Consider the following 18,018-nt stretch of genomic DNA (forward strand, 5'->3'; position numbering starts at 1 on the left):
GCTCCCTTCTCCCCCTTGTCTCCCTTGTCTCCCCCCTCTCCCTTGTCCCCTCACTCCTCACTCCTCACTCCTCGTCTCTATCTCCTGCCGTTCGCTTTGCACTTCTGGGTTGACTTCAATTTCAGGATAAGTTGATAGCTGCCGACGATGACCTAGCCGCAGTAAATCAGAACTGCGCAACCAACCGACAATACCATCGGGTAGCACGGTCACAACGATTAAAAATAGCGCCCCTTGAAAAAACAGCCAGATCTCGGCAAATTGTTCGCTGAAAAAACTTCTGGCATAGTTGACGAGTAATGCTCCTACAACTGCGCCTACTAAGCTGCCACGTCCGCCAATTGCTACCCAAATAACCATTTCAATTGAGAAGGCAACATCCATCGCTCTTGGAGATACGGAGCCGCTTTGGAGAGTATACATTGCCCCAGCCAACCCCGCGATCGCCCCTGAAATTGCAAAAACTAGCACTTTAAATTCTGTCGGGTCGTAACCTGAAAACCGCACTCGACTCTCATCATCCCGAATCGCTACCAGCAGCCGTCCGAAGCGTCCGCTAGTTAACCAGCGACACAAGGCGTAGGTAGCAATGAGTAACAGCACCGTCAGAACGTAAAAAGTAAATCGCGACGGTCGCGACCCTACTGCTGTACCCAAAAGAGTTTTGAAGTTAACTAATCCATTCGTACCGTTAAATAGTTTTTGCTGCCCGTTAAAAAAGTTGAAAAAAACGATGGTTGCTGCTTGAGTCAAGATCGAAAAATAAACGCCACGAATGCGATTGCGAAAGACCAAATAGCCCAACAAGGCAGCCAAGATCCCAGGAATCAGCACGACAGCAGCCGAAGCAAAGGGAAAAGCTTGAAATGGATGCCAAAACCAAGGTAGTTCGGTCACGCCGTAAAGTCCCATAAAATCGGGAAGTTCGCCTTGGGGGACTTGGAGTTTCAAATGCATTCCAATCGCATATCCACCCAAACCAAAAAAGATACCATGACCTAAACTGAGTAACCCCGTGTAACCCCAGATCAAATCTATGCCCAAAGCGACAATTGCCAGGGATAAAAATCGTCCTAACAAATTGAGGCGAAATGGGGAAATTAAAGTTGGAATAATAAAAATTAATAAGAGTGCGATCGCGCCTATTATACCTGCTTCAATTAAGAGCGATCGTCGCCTACTTCGTGTTAAATTTCGTCTTCCTATCGCTGCATCTGCTGTCATTTTTAATTGGTAATTGGTAGTTGGTAAGATACGTGGTGCGTGATGAAGGAGAGTGTGGGGTGTGGTAACTGGTCACTGGTAACTGGTCACTGGTCACTGAATTAAGCATCCACAGTCCGTCCTTTCTGTGGGAAAATCCCCCCTGGGCGCACTTGTAGAAAGGCAATAATTAAAGCAAATACCATAACTTTCGCCATACTCGTAGTGGCAAAGAAGGTAAAGAACTCAGATAAAGGCGGGATGGGTGCTGTGAGGATTGCTAGAGTGCCAGAACCAACTAGGTAATTTACCGTACCAATTGCTAATGCGGCTACAATTGTGCCGACCAATTTACCAACACCACCGACAACCACCACCATAAATGTATCGACAATGTAGTTCTGTCCTGTATTTGGTCCCACAGAACCGAGATAGCTAATCGCACATCCAGCAACTCCAGCTAGTCCCGAACCAATTGCAAATGTAAGGGCATCAACTTTTTGAGTCGGAATGCCCAAGCAAGAACTCATGCTACGATTTTGCGTTACAGCACGAATTCGCAATCCCCAAGCAGTGCGTTGCAGGAATTGATAAACTCCAATGACGCAAATAATTGTCAGCGCAATGATAAATAATCTGGCATAGGGCAATTGAAACCCACCTACAGGTAAACCGCCACGCAGCCATCTCGGTGCGGAAACATCCACGTTCTGCGCCCCAAACCAAGGTTGATTCACTGCGAGTTTGTAAGTTTGACTCAAAATATTGCCAACTGCGATCGCAATGCCTAAAGATAAAGGCAGCATCACTAGTACAAACCAATTACGAATGCGATCGAAGTCCGAACGACGCTGGACGATCCACAAACTGCCGAAAAATAATAGACAAAATACAACTATTCCAATTGCCAGCACCCAATTCACGCTGCGCACGAACTGTTGCAAGATTAAACTTACACCCCAAGTTGCTAGTAAGGTTTCTAACGGTCTGCCATAAAGATAGCGAATGACTCCTCTTTCTAAAATGACTCCCACCCCAGCAGCGACTAAAAAAGCAAATATGAGAGCGAAAAAAATATAAAAATCGAACCAAGGTTCGCCTAATTTTTTAAAGCCTGCTTGGACTACAAAAGTCGTGTATGCTCCTAGCATCATCAACTCGCCATGTGCCAAGTTGATTACACCCATAAGTCCAAATACGATCGCTAGCCCTAGTGCTGAAATTAAAAGCACGGAACCGATACTAATACCGTTAAATAAACCGTCAAATAATCCAATTAACACGCTTCCCCCTATTCAGTTATCAGTTATCGTAGGGGCGGGTTTAGCAGATAGATTGACAATTCAAACAGTAGATCGAGAGTCAAAACCCGCCCGTACAGCAGTCAGTTATTAGCAATCGGTGTAGTAGAGACGTTACATGTAACGTCTCTACTATTAAACAATGAAATAGCGATCGCAATTGTTTATGAAAAACAAAATTTCTCCCGCTGATTCATACTGCATTTGACAACTGATAACTGATAACTGTTTATGCTGACTTGTATTTTCCGCCTTTATTAGGATCTGACCAATCGCAGCTATATCCCTTAGTTTCTTTAACAAATTGATTCCAGGGAAGCGGTGCAACTGCTTTATCAGTAGAGTAAACGATTTCAAACAAACCATCGTCTCTCACTTCACCAATTCGGACAACTTTAGAGATATGATGATTCTTATTTAGAGTAACTTTACCTTCTGGTGCATCGAGGGTTTGTCCGTAAGCAGCAGTTCTGACTTTAGCTAAATCGTCAGCCGTACCAGCTTTTTCTACTGCTTGTTTCCACAAGTAAACCGCGATATATGCAGCTTCCATAGGGTCATTTGTAACTCTATCTTCGCCATATTTTTTCTTGAAGGCTTCAACAAACTTTTTATTAGCAGCCGACTCAACTGTTTGGAAATAATTCCAAGCGGCGTAGTGACCTTTCAGATAATCTGGACCTATTGCTCTGACTTCCTCTTCCGCAATACTGACAGACATGGAAGGATACTTATCTGGATTCATTCCAGCGCCTTGTAATTGCTTGAAGAAAGCTACGTTGCTGTCTCCATTCAACGTGTTATAGATGATGCCACCATTAGGTAAAGCTTGCCGAATTTTGGTAATAATTGGTGTAACTTCTGTGTTACCAAGTGGTAGATAATCTTCACCGACAACCTTACCACCTTTTGCTGCTAATTGCGCTTTGATGACGGTGTTAGCAGTTCGGGGAAAAACGTAATCGGAACCAACTAGAAAGAACTCTTTCCCTTTATTTTGCAGCAACCAATCTACTGATGGTTCGATTTGTTGGTTAGGGGCTGCACCAGTGTAGAAAATATTTTTAGAACACTCTTGTCCTTCGTACTGCACTGGATACCAGAGCATATGGTCTTTAGATTCAAATACTTCTAGGACGTTCTTGCGGCTAGCAGAAGTCCAACAGCCAAATACTGCAACGACATTATCTTCGTCGATTAACTTGTTAGCTTTTTCTCTAAAAGTATCCCAGTTGGAAGCACCATCTTCGGTAATTGGGAGAATTTTCTTTCCTAACACGCCACCAGCAGCATTGATCTCTTCAATTGCTAGCATTTCTGCGTCTACGACACTCTTTTCGCTAATCGCCATCGTACCGCTAAGGGAGTGTAAAATACCCACCTTGATTCCATCTCCACTAGCAGCAGCCGTGCTGACATTAGCAGCTGATGGCGATGCAGTTCCATTAGGACTCGATTCAGTCGTAGGCGAATTTGCACAAGCTTTTAATAGAATACTGGTTCCCAAAGTAGCGGAACCATACAGTAAAAACTTCCGCCGATTAAATTGTGTTGTCATAAGTGGAGAAATTATTTCGTGCAGATATATGCTTTACAGCAGCTATATCCATGTATGGACATTGATAGATACTATGGCTCTACTTGCACGAGAATTGTATTTTATTATACTAATTTTATATTTTCGAGACGGTAAGGTGTAAATTAAGGTAAATATTTTCAATCTTAAGGTAGAATCCGCTCTTGATGGCGCTGTGTTACTCCAGCGATCGCTGCCAACAAAATCCAGAATAGAGTGTTGAGACGAGCATCAAATATAGTGACATCTGTGGTGTTAAAAAGCAGATAAGCACAAACAGCCACTAGATAAGTGAAAACAATGAGGCGATCGCTGTGATGCGGGAATCGGGAGTCGGTAGGGGCGGGTTTATTCGGGATATCTGTCAAAGAAGGAATAATTTTTCGATCGAACCCACCCGTACAGGAGTCGGGAGATCTCTTAGCTAAGAATTGAATCGATTGAAACAGAATCCAGCCGATCCAAGCACAAAAAACGATGGTTGCTGGAAGACCGATTTCCGCTGTCAGCATCAGAAACAGATTGTGTGGATGACCCATCCAAGTTTGGGTTTGTGCCATGTAGAGAGGCTGAAAATTCCGCAACCCCCAACCCGTCCAAGGGCGCTGTAGGGTCAAATTCCAGGCAAACCGCCACTGTGTCGTTCTCAGCGTTGCTTCTGGACGAACGTAGAGTTGGTCTGTTAACCTCTGCCAAAAGTAAGCGGGAACGATAAGCCGCAGCCATTGTTGCAGGGGTGGAGGTGAAAAAGCTGCGCCAACAATAGCAGTCGCGATCGCACTCACTCCCACCAGCAACCAATGCCAACCCTGATACACCGCAAAAGCGATCGCCGCGATCGCGGCGATCGCCCAAGCATTGCGAGAATTCGTCAAAATCAAAGCTGCCAAATTACCCAGTACAATTGCACCCAGTAAGATTTGAGTGGTAAGGGGTGAGGAGCGAGGAGTGAGGGGTGAGGGATAAAATAGTTTTGACTTTTGACTTTTAACTTTTGACTTTTCCAAAAAGCTTTCAATCCACAATCCCACCGAGAGAATAAAGGCGATCGCGAGATATGCACCAAGGACGTTGGTATACATAAAAATAGAAGTCATTCGACCAGGCGGATTACCTTGAGGGACGATCGCGCAACCCAGTGTCACTAAAATATCGTGCCACGCTTTCGGAGTTGCCCAGCCCCAATATAGTTGACCAAAGCCCGCGATCGTTATTGGTACGGATGTGAATACTAAGATTTGTGCTAATCGTCTGAGTTGAGCTGGTGTTTGTAACAAGACGCTAAAAGTTACAAATAAGCCAAAAAATGGCACGAAATTAAATAATCCTAACCAAGCGTCCCGGCGATAATAAGCGAACAGACTCATTACCACCAACCATCCACTCAAGATTATTAGTACCCAGTTGAGCCGCCTGCGGAAAATCGTGCGGTACTGTCGTCGCCAAATAACAAATTGCGCCCAGAGCAAAGCGATCGCTCCTACCAAAGGTAGTAACGGAAACAGTAGCAGCCCTAATTGGATGCTGTTCCAAGCATTGTGTAGGCGTTGGTCTTTGATACTCATCAGTTACCAGTAGAGAGTGACTAGTGACTAATGGCTGGTGACTAGAGATAGAATCTAACCACTAACCACTAGCCACCAGCCACTCATCAATGACCAATTTATGCCATTTCCCAACATTCAGCACGGGTAAGGCGAATTTGCGCTAGAGCAAAGATTGCTGGAATAACGCGACCGTAATTGGTTGAGATTGCCCTCCAACCTAAATCGGCGAGAAACCACGACCACATAATCGGTCCTAGAAAGGTAAATGCTCCCCTGACTGCTCCATACCTAGCTGCACTTACAGCCATACCTTGCTGGGCTGTTTTCAGCGTGACGTAATTTTGAAACTGAGCTGCTGCAACTGCACCACCTTGAACGATCGCTTCTTTAGCCATTTGATAGCTGGCAAAATGCAAAGCAAATTGCTGGGCGATCTGTTTGAGCAGTATTGGTTGGATAATCGAGCTAACCGCGATCGCACTCCCACCTTTGACCAGCAAAGACATCGGGTCTTTTTGTATGGATATCGGTAGCGGTTGTGATGGGGAAGACGCTGCTAGCGATCGCTGTACCCGTGCTGTCAGTTGTTGCTTTTCTGAGGCAGGTAGACGCTTCCACGTCCGTCCTAAGAGATTTAAAAAGACTTCTACCTCTAAATCGGTGGTACTCAGCGCCGTGGAGTAAGAAATTTTGAGATAGCGACAAACTTGAATCAGAGCTTGTCTGTAAGTAAATTTGTTTGTGTCTCCACGCAACACAGTCATTCCATCGGCAGCTAAATAGCGGAATCGTTCTTCTAGCGTATCTAACCACGCTTCCCTATCTAAGCTTTGGACATCAATCGGTTCGGGGGTGTGAACGTAATCTAGGGGATTAAACTTACGGCGAAATAACAGTTGGGTTAAATGCTGTAATTCTTCTTCCGTAGCTAGTTCTAATGCCGCTCTCAGTTCATCCAAAATCCCGTCCTCCCGCAAGTCCAGCAACAGTCACTCACGATCGCTATTTTACTTCTAAAGTGAAGGATAAGGAGTAAGTCAAAAGTCAAAAGTCAAAAGTCAAAAATTAGGAGTCAGGAGTCAGGAGTCGGGGGGAAGAGAGCTGAGGAAGCTGAGGGAGCTGAGGAAGCTGAGGGAGGAAGAAATTTAAAGTCTCCACACCCTTTCTTCACTAGTCACTGATAACTGGTCACTGATAACTGGTCACTGGTCACTGATAACTGCTCCCTATTCCCTATTCCCTATTCTTATGTACGACATTGCTGTAATTGGAGCTGGAATAGCTGGTTTGGCTTGCGCTCAGCAGTTGCACCAAGCTGGATATAACGTGCTAATTTTGGAAAAATCGCGGGGTTTGGGAGGCAGAATCGCCACGCGCCGCTTGCATGATACTCTTGCCGATCACGGGACTTGTTACTTAAAACCAAAAGGCGAGTTAATGCAGCAATTTGTGCAATTGTTATGCGATCGCCATATTCTTCAAGTCTGGACAGATAATTCCGAATTCCGTTACGTCGCGCCTGCGGGAATGAATGCGATCGCCAAGTTTTTAGGACAAGGCTTGGAAGTTTGGCGTTCTCAAAGGGTAGAGGCGATCGCTTTTCATAATTCTTATTGGCAGCTATCTCTAGAATCTGCTTCTTCTGAAGCTACTGCTAACCAACCGTCAGAAGTCATAGCTAAAGCTGTTGTTTTGGCGATTCCCGCACCGCAAGCTTTAGCAATATTGGAGCCATTAACCGAGCTTTCTACAGTTTGTCAGCAGCTGCGTTCTGTAGAATTTCATCCGTGTTTGAGTGTCATGGCTGGATATTCATCTCAATTGGAACCACAACCGGATTGGCAAGCAGTGAGTTTTGTTGACAATCCCGTTCTTGCCTGGGTTGGTTGGGATAGTAGCAAACGAGTCGAAAAAACTGGTAATTTTGAAGTTTTTGTCGTGCAAAGTAGTGCGGATTTTGCTCGGCGTTATTTAGAAACTTCCGATTTACAAGCTGCTGGTTATGAGTTATTAGCAAAAGCCTCTGAATGTTTGCTTCCTTGGTTAGCAAAACCGGAATGGTTACAAGTTCATCGCTGGCGCTACGCTTTTCCCAGTCGTCCTTTAGGGCAATCTTGTTTATCTAATGAAACTAACTTACCTTTAGTTTGTTGCGGTGATTGGTGTGGCGGAAATTTTGTCGAAGGTGCAATGCATTCCGGTATAGCAGCAGCGACAGAGATTAATCGTCAAATGGAGGGGCGATCGCTCCCTGGATCTAACTTTTTACAGGCGCTCGCTCTAGAATAATATCGATTCGACATAGATATTATTTAATGTCATTTCCGAGCGGGGATCGCGAATCTTGAGTTAAAAATATGCTTAAACTCAAGAAAAATGTACAAATCTCAAACCTTAATTTCTGTCAATTATTTCTCAAATTTTCCTCTTTTTCACTCACTTGTATATTAAGTTGAGTAAATATTTTACTGAGTTTTGTATAGATTCGTGCTAGAAAATCTTGGCATTGAAATAATTGTAAGTGAGAGGTAGATCGATTTGCTGCAAGAGGTTTTTCAGACTTAGTAACGAGTTTAGGAACGGAGTTTATATAATTCTACTCGCCATTCTAAATCTACTTACACAATTGAGCGATCGCTTTACATCTATCAAAAGAAATAGATTTTATTAAAATACACTTTTGCTGGGGAATTAGGGGAATGAAATATGTCGAAAACATTAGTTAATTTAACCCATCAAGCACTAATAGCAGAAGTTGAGGCGGTTTTAGATAATTATCCTTACTATCCTCACTGTCAAGCTTTTGCTAATCCCGATTTGCGGCAAGAGTTAATTGCTTACGTCCTCAGTCGGATTCCTTGTGCTTTTAGTGCAGTAGACGATCGCGATTTAACTTTTCTAACCTATAGGCTTCCTGGCGATCGCGCGGAGTATCGCATCCAGATTGAAAATTTAATTCATCAAGGGATTTGCTGTGTCTTACAGGATAAAGCAGATTGGGTCAGCTGTCACATTCCCGAGCCATATCAATGTGGTGTAGAACCTTCGCATTGGTTCGGTTAAAGATCGGAATCAACTACTACTCGCCACCTTGAAATCCCTTGACAATTCGCGATAACTCTGCTTTTTCATCTGTACTAACGCGACTGGGAGAGCCGCTGATGATTCCCTCGTAATTACTAAAGGAATCGGTAATTTCAGGACCGTCAGCACTAATTGTATACTCGCGAATCCCATTATCGTGCCAGGAACCGCGCATCTTAAACACGTTAATTGCCCGCGACATTTGCCCGCGAATTTCTACGTATTGCAGCAATAAAATCGTGTCTGTAATTGTCGAAATATGGGATTCTGTGATTGAATGCGCTCCCATGAACTGATCGGTAGTATTGGTGAAAAAACCCGTAATCTCTTCTTGTTTAGCAAAACCAGTTACGCCAATGACGAATTGTCGAAAAGCATTGTTACTGACTCCTCTTGCTAAAGCTGAAAGCGAGTCGATCGCCACTCTAGCTGGTTTAAATTCAGCAATTTCTGATTTAATAATCTGTAAATGGTCTTCCAATCCTGCCGATTCAGGATAAGCACAGATAATCTTTAACAGTCCTTTTTTCTCTAAGTCTTCAAAGTCAATTCCCCAAGAATAAGCATTGCGTGACAATTGAGCGCGAGATTCTTCGTAGGCAAATAAAATTGCTCGTTCGCCGCCGCGACAGCCATTTTCGAGAAACTTACTGACGAGTAACGTCTTACCTGTACCAGTAGCCCCCGTTGCCAAAATAATCGAATCTTTAAAGAAACCACCGCCGCACATTTCATCCAGCGTCTTCACGCCGGAGGAGACGCGCACGTTAGAAGAACGCTGCGTTAAGCGCATTGCACCCAAGGGAAAGATATTCACTCCATCGTTGGTAATTGTGAACGGATATTCTCCTTTCATATGCGTCGTGCCACGCAGCTTTAAAATCTCCATCGTGCGACGACGACGTTCCCCTTCTAGAACGTTACGCACGATCGCCACGTTGTCAGCGACAAACTCTTCTACACCAAAAGAGGCGATCGCGCCATACTCCTCGGTGCGTTCGGTTGTAATTATCGTGGTTACGCCAATCTGCTTGAGTCTGGCAACCAAGCGAAAAATTTCTCGCCGGACGACGGAAGCCGCTTCATACTGTTGAAAGACAGCCGTGATCGAGTCGATCGCTACCCTTCTTGCCTTATATTTATGGATAGCGTATTGCAACCGCTCGATCAACGCCGATAAGTCGAAGTTTCCAATCACCTCTTGTCCTTCCGGATCGGGCGAAGCGTCTAAAATAAACAGCTTGCCTTCCTCGATGAGTTTTGGTAAGTTCCAGCCAAAACTGTAGGCGTTTTTAATAATATCGCTGGGAGATTCTTCAAAAGTGACGAATACACCTGGCTCGTCAAAAAAAAGTATCCCATTGTACAAAAATTGCACGGAAAATAAAGTTTTCCCAGTTCCCGAAGTCCCGCTAAACAGAGTGGTTCTCCCTAGTGGCAAACCGCCATGACTGATATCGTCAAACCCCTCAATCATGGTGCGAATCTTTTGCACGCCTGTCCCATTTGGGCTATTCTTATTTTGCTTACCGCTGGAAGTGATTTCGCTCATCGCTTTAGAATCAAAGGGTTATTAAACCAAATTAAAATTAGTTTATTTTTTATAACAATCCAATTTTACTGAAAGATTATCCCATATTGAAGTTATAAAATCACTCCTCAAGTGCCTCTGCCTCAACGAGTTCTTCATAGAGTAAATCCAAGCCAATTAAAACTTTTTCTCGGTCGGAAAGATCTCCGATAATTTTCCGTACAGGCGGCGGCAAGATTTTCGAAAGCGTTGGCGTAGCTAAAATTTTATCTTCCTCTGCAAGTTGAGGGCTTTTCAGCACATCAATTACTTTCAGGGCATAGACTCCTTTAAATTCTTGTTCTAGGATGTTTCTGAGCGTTCTTAATGCCCGAATGGAGTTAGGAGTATTCCCAGCTACATACAGCTTTAGAACATAAGTTTTTTTAGGCGCGTTCATAGATAAAGACGCAGAGGTTGTTTGGAATGAAATCTGACCACTTATTATGCTATCAAAGTTTAATTGATACATCGCTTGCTCAGGATATGGAGGTGCGATAAATTTCGCACAGGTGAGCCAAAATATCAATGAGAGTCAAGCGATAGTCTAACAACACTTCGTCATTTCGCCCTTCTAGCTTCAACTGCTTGGAAAATTCGTCAATTAATTCCATATGAATTTCAATAATCTGAGGCACGGGAACTTTAGCATCAAAAGCTACATTAATAAATCGCTCGATCTGTTGTTTTACTGTATTATCGTTATTAAAATAACGCAATAAGATTTGACAATAATCAGCTTTTAGTTGCTGTATAAACTCCCGATCTCGATTCAGTGTCATCTGCTGTGATAAGCTTTGGCGTTTTCCGATGTGATGTTCATCCATGCAGTTAACTAGCAATTACTCTGAGGGAAATAGCTAATATCAGGGCAGTCATGTTACATAGCATTATATGGTTGTTTAATACTATTTTTAGATTTGTAATTCGACTAAAAAAAAGCAGGTAGTTCAATTTAACTGCTTTGCGATCTAGGAGGGGATCGAGCGATCGCCATCAAAAAGAAATTGAGGTTGAAGCCGCGCGCTCGGTCAGTGCATTACTAGTCATAATGAGTTCATCAAACAATCGAGACGACAAAAAATAAAATTATTTGTTTGTTTATGGGCGACAGCAGACAGAATAGAGTAAAAAAGATTCTAGATCGATCCAGTGGATATAGTTCGATTGCTCGCTACTAAGTCAGCATTCATATCTCCAGAGTTCAAGAAAGGTGTCAGTTCCATTACTTTTATGAAGTTAATTAAACTAAATTAAAACATTATAGCGTTTTCTCGTGCGCCTTTCCTTCCACAACTTCAGTTTGAGAGACTATAACTGGTATATGCGTAGCTCTATTGCTAAAGGAGCTATAACTGTAATCGAAAGTCTCTATTGCTTGGCAGTTTTAGATTCAATTATCTATCCAGCAAAACACTAGAGCCAAAGATGGCAGCGCCAAGCGTTCAATTCGTGGATCGAGTACCGCATTTTTGCTTTCTCCCCACTCACTACTCTGTTAGCTCATGTCAAAGTCCAAGTACAACTTAGGTGACTTTATCGAGACTGTCCCTAGCTGTTTACAGACAGCTACTTTGGCTATGGCATGGGAAATCTTCAGCCAGGAGCAAAGCGATCGCCTAATTGTGTTGGATCGGCAACGATCTCCCCTGGGAGTGCTGCATCTGCGGCAATTTTTCCCCCACTGGTTGGCAGCAACAAGCAATAGCAAGAATGCCAAGCAATCCTTATCCAAAGCAACCGCCCGCATACTAGAACCTATAGAGAAGCTACCAAATGAGTTTAGCCTAGAACAATTCCAATCGTATATAGATTCCCGTCTCGAACCCAGCGACATCAAGCAGACTTTTGCAATCGTCGATGCTGAGGGAAAGTTTTTAGGGCTATTGGAGCAAACAAAGCTCTGGAAAGTTTTAGCCGCAGCCGCGAGAACCAAAAAGCGCGATCGTTTAGCAAAAACCACTTTACTCAAAGCAACCATCGAGCGTGGCATCGAGCCAGAGCAACTCGACCCGATCGTCCAACTGCTAGAAAGATTACCCTTACCATTAATGTTACAAACAAGCCTGGGCGAAGCGATCGCCCAGAATCCTGCCTGGAATCGGCAATTTGGTAACATGGGCAATCCCGAAGCAATTCGGCAAGAAGTCGAAGCAATTTTGAATGTGGCGGGAACTCAGCAATCGGTAATTGACTTGGAATCGACAACAGCAGAAGCTACTGAGGCTAGTCGAGAAGTCGATCGCGCCAAGTTAAGCGATTGGCAGGCAACAACTCATCACTTCAGTCTCACTGCACTACAGGAGCAAGTATCTTTACTATCCACACCCGATGCGGCAGAACCCAACATCATACGCTACTGCCAGCAGGGAGAGCAAGAAGGGACGTGTATCTGTATTTGTCCCGGACAACAGGGACAAGACCGAGTGTGGCAATTTCTCAAAATTCCTTTACAAATGTCAGTCGTCAGCCGCCAACAGCAATCCGAGCGAATTTGGTTGTTGATGGCTACAGATGTGACAGAACAGCGACAGATGGCATCGGAACTAGCCGCCAAAAATGCCGATTTGATTCAACTCAATCGCTTGAAAGATGAATTTCTTGCTTGTATCAGTCACGAGTTGCGGACACCCCTAACAGCAATGCTGGGGTTATCTACCTTACTAAAAGATCAGGCACTAGGACAGCTCAACGAGCGTCAAGCACGCTACGCGCGGCTAATTCACGAAAATGGACGACATTTAATGAGCGTGGTCAATGACATTTTAGATTTGACCCGCATGGAGACAGGACAGTTAGAATTAACCCTCGAACCAGTCCACATTCGTAAAGTATGCGAACGTGCGGTCGAGCAAGCTCGGCTTGCCTTTAGCCCGAAAAACAACAAAACTGCTGTGGTGGAGGCAGGGACAGACAGCCATCTCGAACACCGCTTTACCTTAGCGATCGAACCCGAGTTAGATATCATTGTGGCAGACGAATTGCGCCTGCGCCAGATGCTAGTTCACTTATTGGCAAATGCCTTCAAATTCACGGCATCCGGCGGGGAGATCGGTTTGCGAGTCAGCTATTGGGCAGGGTGGATTGCTTTTACAGTTTGGGATACAGGAATTGGCATTCCCGAACACCAGCAACACTTAATTTTTCAGAAATTTCAACAGTTGGAAACGCCGTTGACGCGGCAATTTGAAGGTACGGGTCTGGGTTTGGTTTTAACCAGAGCCTTAGCTCGGCTGCATGGTGGTGATGTCAGCTTTTTGTCTCAAGAAGGTAAAGGCAGCCAATTTACCCTATTGCTAGCTCCTACGCCGCCCAAGAAGAGAGCAGGGGGAACGGGGGAAGTAGGGGAGGAAGTTGGAGAGCAAGTAGGAAGAATGTCCGCAAACATACAACGGCAATCTCCCGCCAATAATTCCACTGGCAGCAACGTACTAGGAGTTCAGAGCCGGACTTCTGGACGTGGAGAAAGTAACTTTTCTCTGGGATCTTTGGGTTCTCCACCTCCCGATCGCCATTTGGTGCTGGTTGTGGAGGCTGCACCCCGATTTATTGAAGACTTGGCAGAACAACTGACGAGTTTGGGATATTGGGTGGCGATCGCTCGTTCTGGAACTGAGGCGTTAGAAAAAGCTCGTCGTTTGCAGCCAGGAATTATATTTATCAATCCCTTACTACCTTTACTCTCTGGCTGGGATGTACTGACTTTGCTCAAATCCGATCCAGCTACGAGTCAAATTCCGATCGTTGTTAATACCACAAGAGCCGAGAAAAATCAAGCTCTTTCCCACCGGGCGGACGAATTTATCAGCTTACCCGTACAGCAGCAAGTCTTGCAGCAGGTGATGACTCGTTTGTGCGGCGCGCCAGTGACCTACTCTCAGGTCGAATTATCGCAGCGCGTCCAAAAGTACAAACAGCTGACGATTCTACGATTAGTGACTCCCAACACCGAACTTTTAGCCAGGGGCGATGTCAACTATTTAGAATTATCTCTAAATCACTGTCGCGTTCTCGAAGCCGATGACTTAGAGCAAGCATCATTGCTAGCGCGGATTTGGCGACCAAATGTCATTTTACTGGAGCGAGCGATCTGCGAACCCCTCGATTTCTTACAACAGTTGACCGAATATCCTAGCTTGGCAAATTTACCCATCGTGACGCTAGATGCCGCGATCGCCCAAGTTGCGAGTCAAATAGAGCAACTCAATATATTTCCTTGTTTGACAAATCCGCCAGAGCCATCGGCTGAAGTGTTACTATCCGTTCTGCACGTGGCAGCAGGCGTAAGTTGGGAATATAGCGTGTTAGTTTTAGATATTGCTAATTTGGACGATTTGTCTGACGAACACAGCCACAATACTCAAGCTTCTGCCGGATCGTTGCGGGCGGAATGGTTGCAAGCTTTAATTCAATATTTGCAAACAGCTGGTTTTCGAGTCGTGATGCCGCATACTTGGGAGGAAGTACAGCAGCAAATTCAACAACAAAACGTCGATCTGATGCTCGTTTGTTTAGGAGAGATGCAACAAGTCGAGAAAGCCTGCACGGCGATCGCAACTTTAGAGCAGCAGAAATTACCACCTATCATCGCTATGGAGCGATTATTTACCCAAAATGAAGTTAGAGAGCAATTTCCCGCTTACTTAGAGTCAGAGGGGCGATCGCTACCTTCAGAACAACTGCACAATTTGGGTAACGCAAACACAGCATCTGATTTGGAGTCGATCGAGCGCGCATTGGGGGCGATCGCAACTAAAGTCCTGCCTTCCTCTATCTCTATGGAAGAGTTATTGAACAATATTCATCAAACTCTGTTGGCTCACCCTGTAGAAAAGGATTGAGAGTGCAGAGGAAGGCAACATAGCCGCAACATTGAGAAACGCAATCGCGGATAAATGCAACTAGATGCAACGCGATCTGAAAATTTGTATTGATTTGTAAAAATGTTTTTAAAAGATTGTACTACTTTGCCAGAGTCAATCGAACGAAGTGGTGAATTATACCTGGCAGTACTTCTCGGTTTAAAAAGTGACTAATGCAACGATACGAACAATAGGAATTATCAACTAGAACGAACGCGATTGAGCGAGGTCGCGAATCAAAGACGTTTTCCCGCGCAAGTAAGTACTCACATTCACCATCGCTTCTCGATCCAAAGGTTGCTGGTTGCCAAGTTCTGCGAGCAAGTGCGAGACTAATTCTGAGTCACTCAGTCTGAGTAGAATGCTGCTTTGAGTATGTTCTACCGCAGACCATAGCTGCCGTAGGATGGTTGAATTCATGTTGCGGGTTTCGGTTGCGTACATAACAAACAAAAAATTAAGGTTTTCTTTAGACTTTCTTTAGAATAGCTCATCGCCTTTTCGAGGCAACAGAAGTTGAAACATTGCTACACATAAACTCTGACTTCTATAAGAGACTCCGTAATGTTTGCAGTTATGTACGCAATTTTACTCTGTCTGTAGAGGCAAAACCTGCGTAACCGTAGATCTACCCAAAGCTAGAAAGTCGGTGGGCAATGCCCACCATCAATCACTCTTGCGGTACTTGTGCTATTAACCTTTCCTTATCCAACCTCCGCTTTTTGGCGTAAAGTTGAATTGTTGCTGCCATTGCCACAATCATGCCGAAAATTGCCCAGACGGTAGCATTTGTAGGTAAGTTATTTTTAAATACGGCTAGCAATACGATCGCCACTAACATCACAGTTGGGGCTTCATTCAACGCCCGTAATTGCTGACTGCTCCACTTACACTCATTTTTTTCTAACTGTCGCATCAGCCGCTTGCAGTAGTGATGATAGCCCAATAGAAGCACGACAAATGCTAACTTGACGTGCAACCATCCCTGTTTCAGAACTTCCGGTTCAGTTGTCAGTAACCCAATTGCCATTGCGACTGTCACCAGCATCCCAGGAGTGGTAATAATGCTATACAATCGCTTTTCCATCAATTGATACTGATTCTTGAGAATAGTACGGGCGGGTTCCGGCTGTTCGTCAGCCTCGACATGATAGATAAACAGCCGCACTAAATAAAATAACCCAGCGAACCAAACGACAATGCCGACGAGATGAAACGCTTTAAACCAAAAATAAGCCATGATACCAATTTTGGATGTTGAATTTTAGACTTTGGATGTTATACCATTTCAGATCTTTGCGCCTTTGCGTCTCTGCGCGACATTAAATCCAACAAAATTTACGCTTGTCGCCACGCGCCATGAAATCCCATCGGTACGATGCTAGGTAATTCCAATCTGCAAACAGGTGATGCATCTAAGCGATCGCTATCGAAAATCCAGACCTCACTGCGATCGCGATTTCCGTCATAGACTACCGTAACGATCCAACCAGCAGCAGGATTTTGCGGATCGGGGGCAAAAATTGGTTCCATTGGATAGCAATTTTCGCCAAAATCTGCGATCGTCAGAGATTGAGTTTGCGAGTCAAATTTAGCGATCGCGCCAAACCTTTCTGTACCGATATCTAACCCCGGACGATGGACGGAGAGAAAAGTAGGAGAAGCAGCTTGCCCAATCAAATGAGGCAGTACAATCGGAAATTCACAATCACGATCTAGAATTTGCTCGATCGCCGTCACCTTACCCAATTTCGGATTCAAATGAACTCGCGATAAACTACTGGGTGCAGGCGTATGAGTTTGTCCCGTTGCCACTTCCTTTAAATATTGATTGGTCTGAAAGTCTTCATACCGCACCAAATCCACAATAATCGTACCGCTAGGATCGACGTAACCGTTAGCGAAATGCCATTGATACCAAGGTTCGGTTTCGCCACGACTGACAAGGGTAAGGGTTTCGCGATCGAATATGAGAAACTGAGTGCCGAGTTGCGGCTGCCATTCTAAAGCATCGCTGTAACAACTCAAGCCTAACAGCACAGGTAACGCATTTACCCTAACTGGAGGCACGAAAAAGACTAAATACTGTCCTGCTAGGACGAAATCATGAACGATCGGCACGCCATCTAAGGTAAATGTAGCTTTTTGCAGAATTTTACCCGTGCGATCGCTTTTATAGAGATTCAGTTTGGCGTTAATTCCAGGGCTAATCCCAAAGTTGAAAATTTCTCCCGTGTGCGGATCGCACTTGTAATGGGCAGAGTAAGGTAAACCATTACTTAATCCAGATAAATTGTCCTCGCCTTTTGTCTCCAAAGTCTGCAAGTCTAAGGCGTGCGGTTTACCACCTTCCCACAATGCTAAGAGTTTATCCGGTAGAGGTAAAACAGAGGTATTTGCCACATTTTTTATTGGCTTCAACCATCGATTCCAGAACGCACCTGGGGCTGTCATCCCATAATTACCATACACCAGGCGATTTGCGGCGGCTTCTTCTTGATAACCAGCAGTTTGCACGTAGCGGTATGAGGCGATGGCACGCCCCTCGCCCCCCTCACCCCCCTTAGAAAGGGGGGAATTAGAATTAAAATAAACGGCGAGAATTGCCCCATCACCATCAAACCAATGTCCCATCCGCATTCCACCCCGTTCTAATCTGGCGGGACCGTTGCGATAGAGAGTTCCACGTAAATTAGAGGGGATTTCCCCAGCTATGACAGGTAGGGGAGTGGGAGAAAATTCTGTTGCGGGTTGGGCGATCGCTTTTGCCCAAGCTTTCGTTGTGGAAGGTTTCGTAGTTGTCTGCATTAATGTTACAAATTGTCATTGGTCATTGGTCATTGGTCATTTGTGAAATTCCAATGACGCTAGAAAT

At 44.6% G+C, this 18,018-nt stretch carries 14 protein-coding genes; 3 read left to right on the top strand and 11 right to left on the bottom strand.

What is annotated here, in order from left to right:
- Positions 1-57: 57 nt before the first annotated feature.
- From urtC to C7Y66_RS18985, 5 genes are all read right to left on the bottom strand, one after another.
- Positions 58-1,224: an urea ABC transporter permease subunit UrtC gene (gene urtC, locus C7Y66_RS18965; protein ID WP_106546769.1), complete on the bottom strand. Its 1,167-nt coding sequence runs from the start codon at positions 1,222-1,224 to the stop codon at positions 58-60.
- A 101-nt stretch (positions 1,225-1,325) separates the two neighbouring features.
- Positions 1,326-2,486, bottom strand: a complete 1,161-nt coding sequence (urtB, locus tag C7Y66_RS18970; protein WP_015155519.1) for an urea ABC transporter permease subunit UrtB — start codon at positions 2,484-2,486, stop codon at positions 1,326-1,328.
- A 247-nt stretch (positions 2,487-2,733) separates the two neighbouring features.
- Positions 2,734-4,062, bottom strand: coding sequence for an urea ABC transporter substrate-binding protein (gene urtA / locus C7Y66_RS18975; RefSeq protein ID WP_106546770.1), 1,329 nt, complete (start codon positions 4,060-4,062; stop codon positions 2,734-2,736).
- 164 nt (positions 4,063-4,226) lie between these two features.
- Positions 4,227-5,645, bottom strand: a complete 1,419-nt coding sequence (locus C7Y66_RS18980; RefSeq protein WP_106546771.1) for an O-antigen ligase — start codon at positions 5,643-5,645, stop codon at positions 4,227-4,229.
- Positions 5,646-5,743: 98 nt separating this feature from the next.
- On the bottom strand, positions 5,744-6,586 hold the full coding sequence (locus C7Y66_RS18985) for a YaaW family protein (RefSeq protein WP_015155516.1): 843 nt from the start codon (positions 6,584-6,586) through the stop codon (positions 5,744-5,746).
- Positions 6,587-6,875: 289 nt separating this feature from the next.
- Between C7Y66_RS18985 and C7Y66_RS18990 the strand changes: the two genes are divergently transcribed.
- Both C7Y66_RS18990 and C7Y66_RS18995 read left to right on the top strand, forming a co-directional pair.
- A complete protein-coding gene (locus tag C7Y66_RS18990) occupies positions 6,876-7,916 on the top strand; it encodes an NAD(P)/FAD-dependent oxidoreductase (protein WP_106546772.1) in 1,041 nt (346 codons plus the stop codon).
- Between the two features lie 417 nt (positions 7,917-8,333).
- On the top strand, positions 8,334-8,690 hold the full coding sequence (locus C7Y66_RS18995; protein ID WP_015155514.1) for a hypothetical protein: 357 nt from the start codon (positions 8,334-8,336) through the stop codon (positions 8,688-8,690).
- A 16-nt stretch (positions 8,691-8,706) separates the two neighbouring features.
- Here C7Y66_RS18995 and kaiC read toward each other — a convergent pair whose 3' ends face one another.
- The 3 genes from kaiC to C7Y66_RS19010 all read right to left on the bottom strand — a co-directional run bounded on the left by kaiC (position 8,707) and on the right by C7Y66_RS19010 (position 11,108).
- Positions 8,707-10,263 (bottom strand): circadian clock protein KaiC, encoded by a 1,557-nt coding sequence (kaiC, locus tag C7Y66_RS19000; RefSeq protein WP_106165959.1) that lies wholly within the window; start codon positions 10,261-10,263, stop codon positions 8,707-8,709.
- Positions 10,264-10,363: 100 nt separating this feature from the next.
- The gene (gene kaiB, locus C7Y66_RS19005) at positions 10,364-10,681 is read right to left on the bottom strand and encodes a circadian clock protein KaiB (RefSeq protein ID WP_041463238.1); all 318 of its coding nucleotides are present in this window, start codon (positions 10,679-10,681) and stop codon (positions 10,364-10,366) included.
- 79 nt (positions 10,682-10,760) lie between these two features.
- On the bottom strand, positions 10,761-11,108 hold the full coding sequence (locus C7Y66_RS19010; protein WP_071925444.1) for a circadian clock protein KaiA: 348 nt from the start codon (positions 11,106-11,108) through the stop codon (positions 10,761-10,763).
- Between the two features lie 678 nt (positions 11,109-11,786).
- Between C7Y66_RS19010 and C7Y66_RS19015 the strand changes: the two genes are divergently transcribed.
- Positions 11,787-15,122 (top strand): ATP-binding protein, encoded by a 3,336-nt coding sequence (locus C7Y66_RS19015; RefSeq protein ID WP_106546773.1) that lies wholly within the window; start codon positions 11,787-11,789, stop codon positions 15,120-15,122.
- 225 nt (positions 15,123-15,347) lie between these two features.
- Here the strand turns inward: C7Y66_RS19015 and C7Y66_RS19020 are convergent, their stop codons facing one another.
- The 3 genes from C7Y66_RS19020 to C7Y66_RS19030 all read right to left on the bottom strand — a co-directional run bounded on the left by C7Y66_RS19020 (position 15,348) and on the right by C7Y66_RS19030 (position 17,951).
- Positions 15,348-15,587 carry a hypothetical protein gene (locus C7Y66_RS19020; protein ID WP_106546774.1) on the bottom strand — a complete coding sequence of 80 codons (240 nt, stop codon included), beginning with the start codon at positions 15,585-15,587 and terminating at the stop codon, positions 15,348-15,350.
- Between the two features lie 226 nt (positions 15,588-15,813).
- Positions 15,814-16,383 (bottom strand): protoporphyrinogen oxidase HemJ, encoded by a 570-nt coding sequence (gene hemJ / locus C7Y66_RS19025; protein ID WP_015155509.1) that lies wholly within the window; start codon positions 16,381-16,383, stop codon positions 15,814-15,816.
- 98 nt (positions 16,384-16,481) lie between these two features.
- A complete protein-coding gene (locus C7Y66_RS19030; protein ID WP_106546775.1) occupies positions 16,482-17,951 on the bottom strand; it encodes a carotenoid oxygenase family protein in 1,470 nt (489 codons plus the stop codon).
- Positions 17,952-18,018: the final 67 nt, after the last annotated feature.

Origin of the sequence: Chroococcidiopsis sp. CCALA 051, from assembly GCF_003015105.1 — a bacterium.
Classification (GTDB): Bacteria; Cyanobacteriota; Cyanobacteriia; order Cyanobacteriales; family Chroococcidiopsidaceae; genus Chroococcidiopsis; species Chroococcidiopsis thermalis.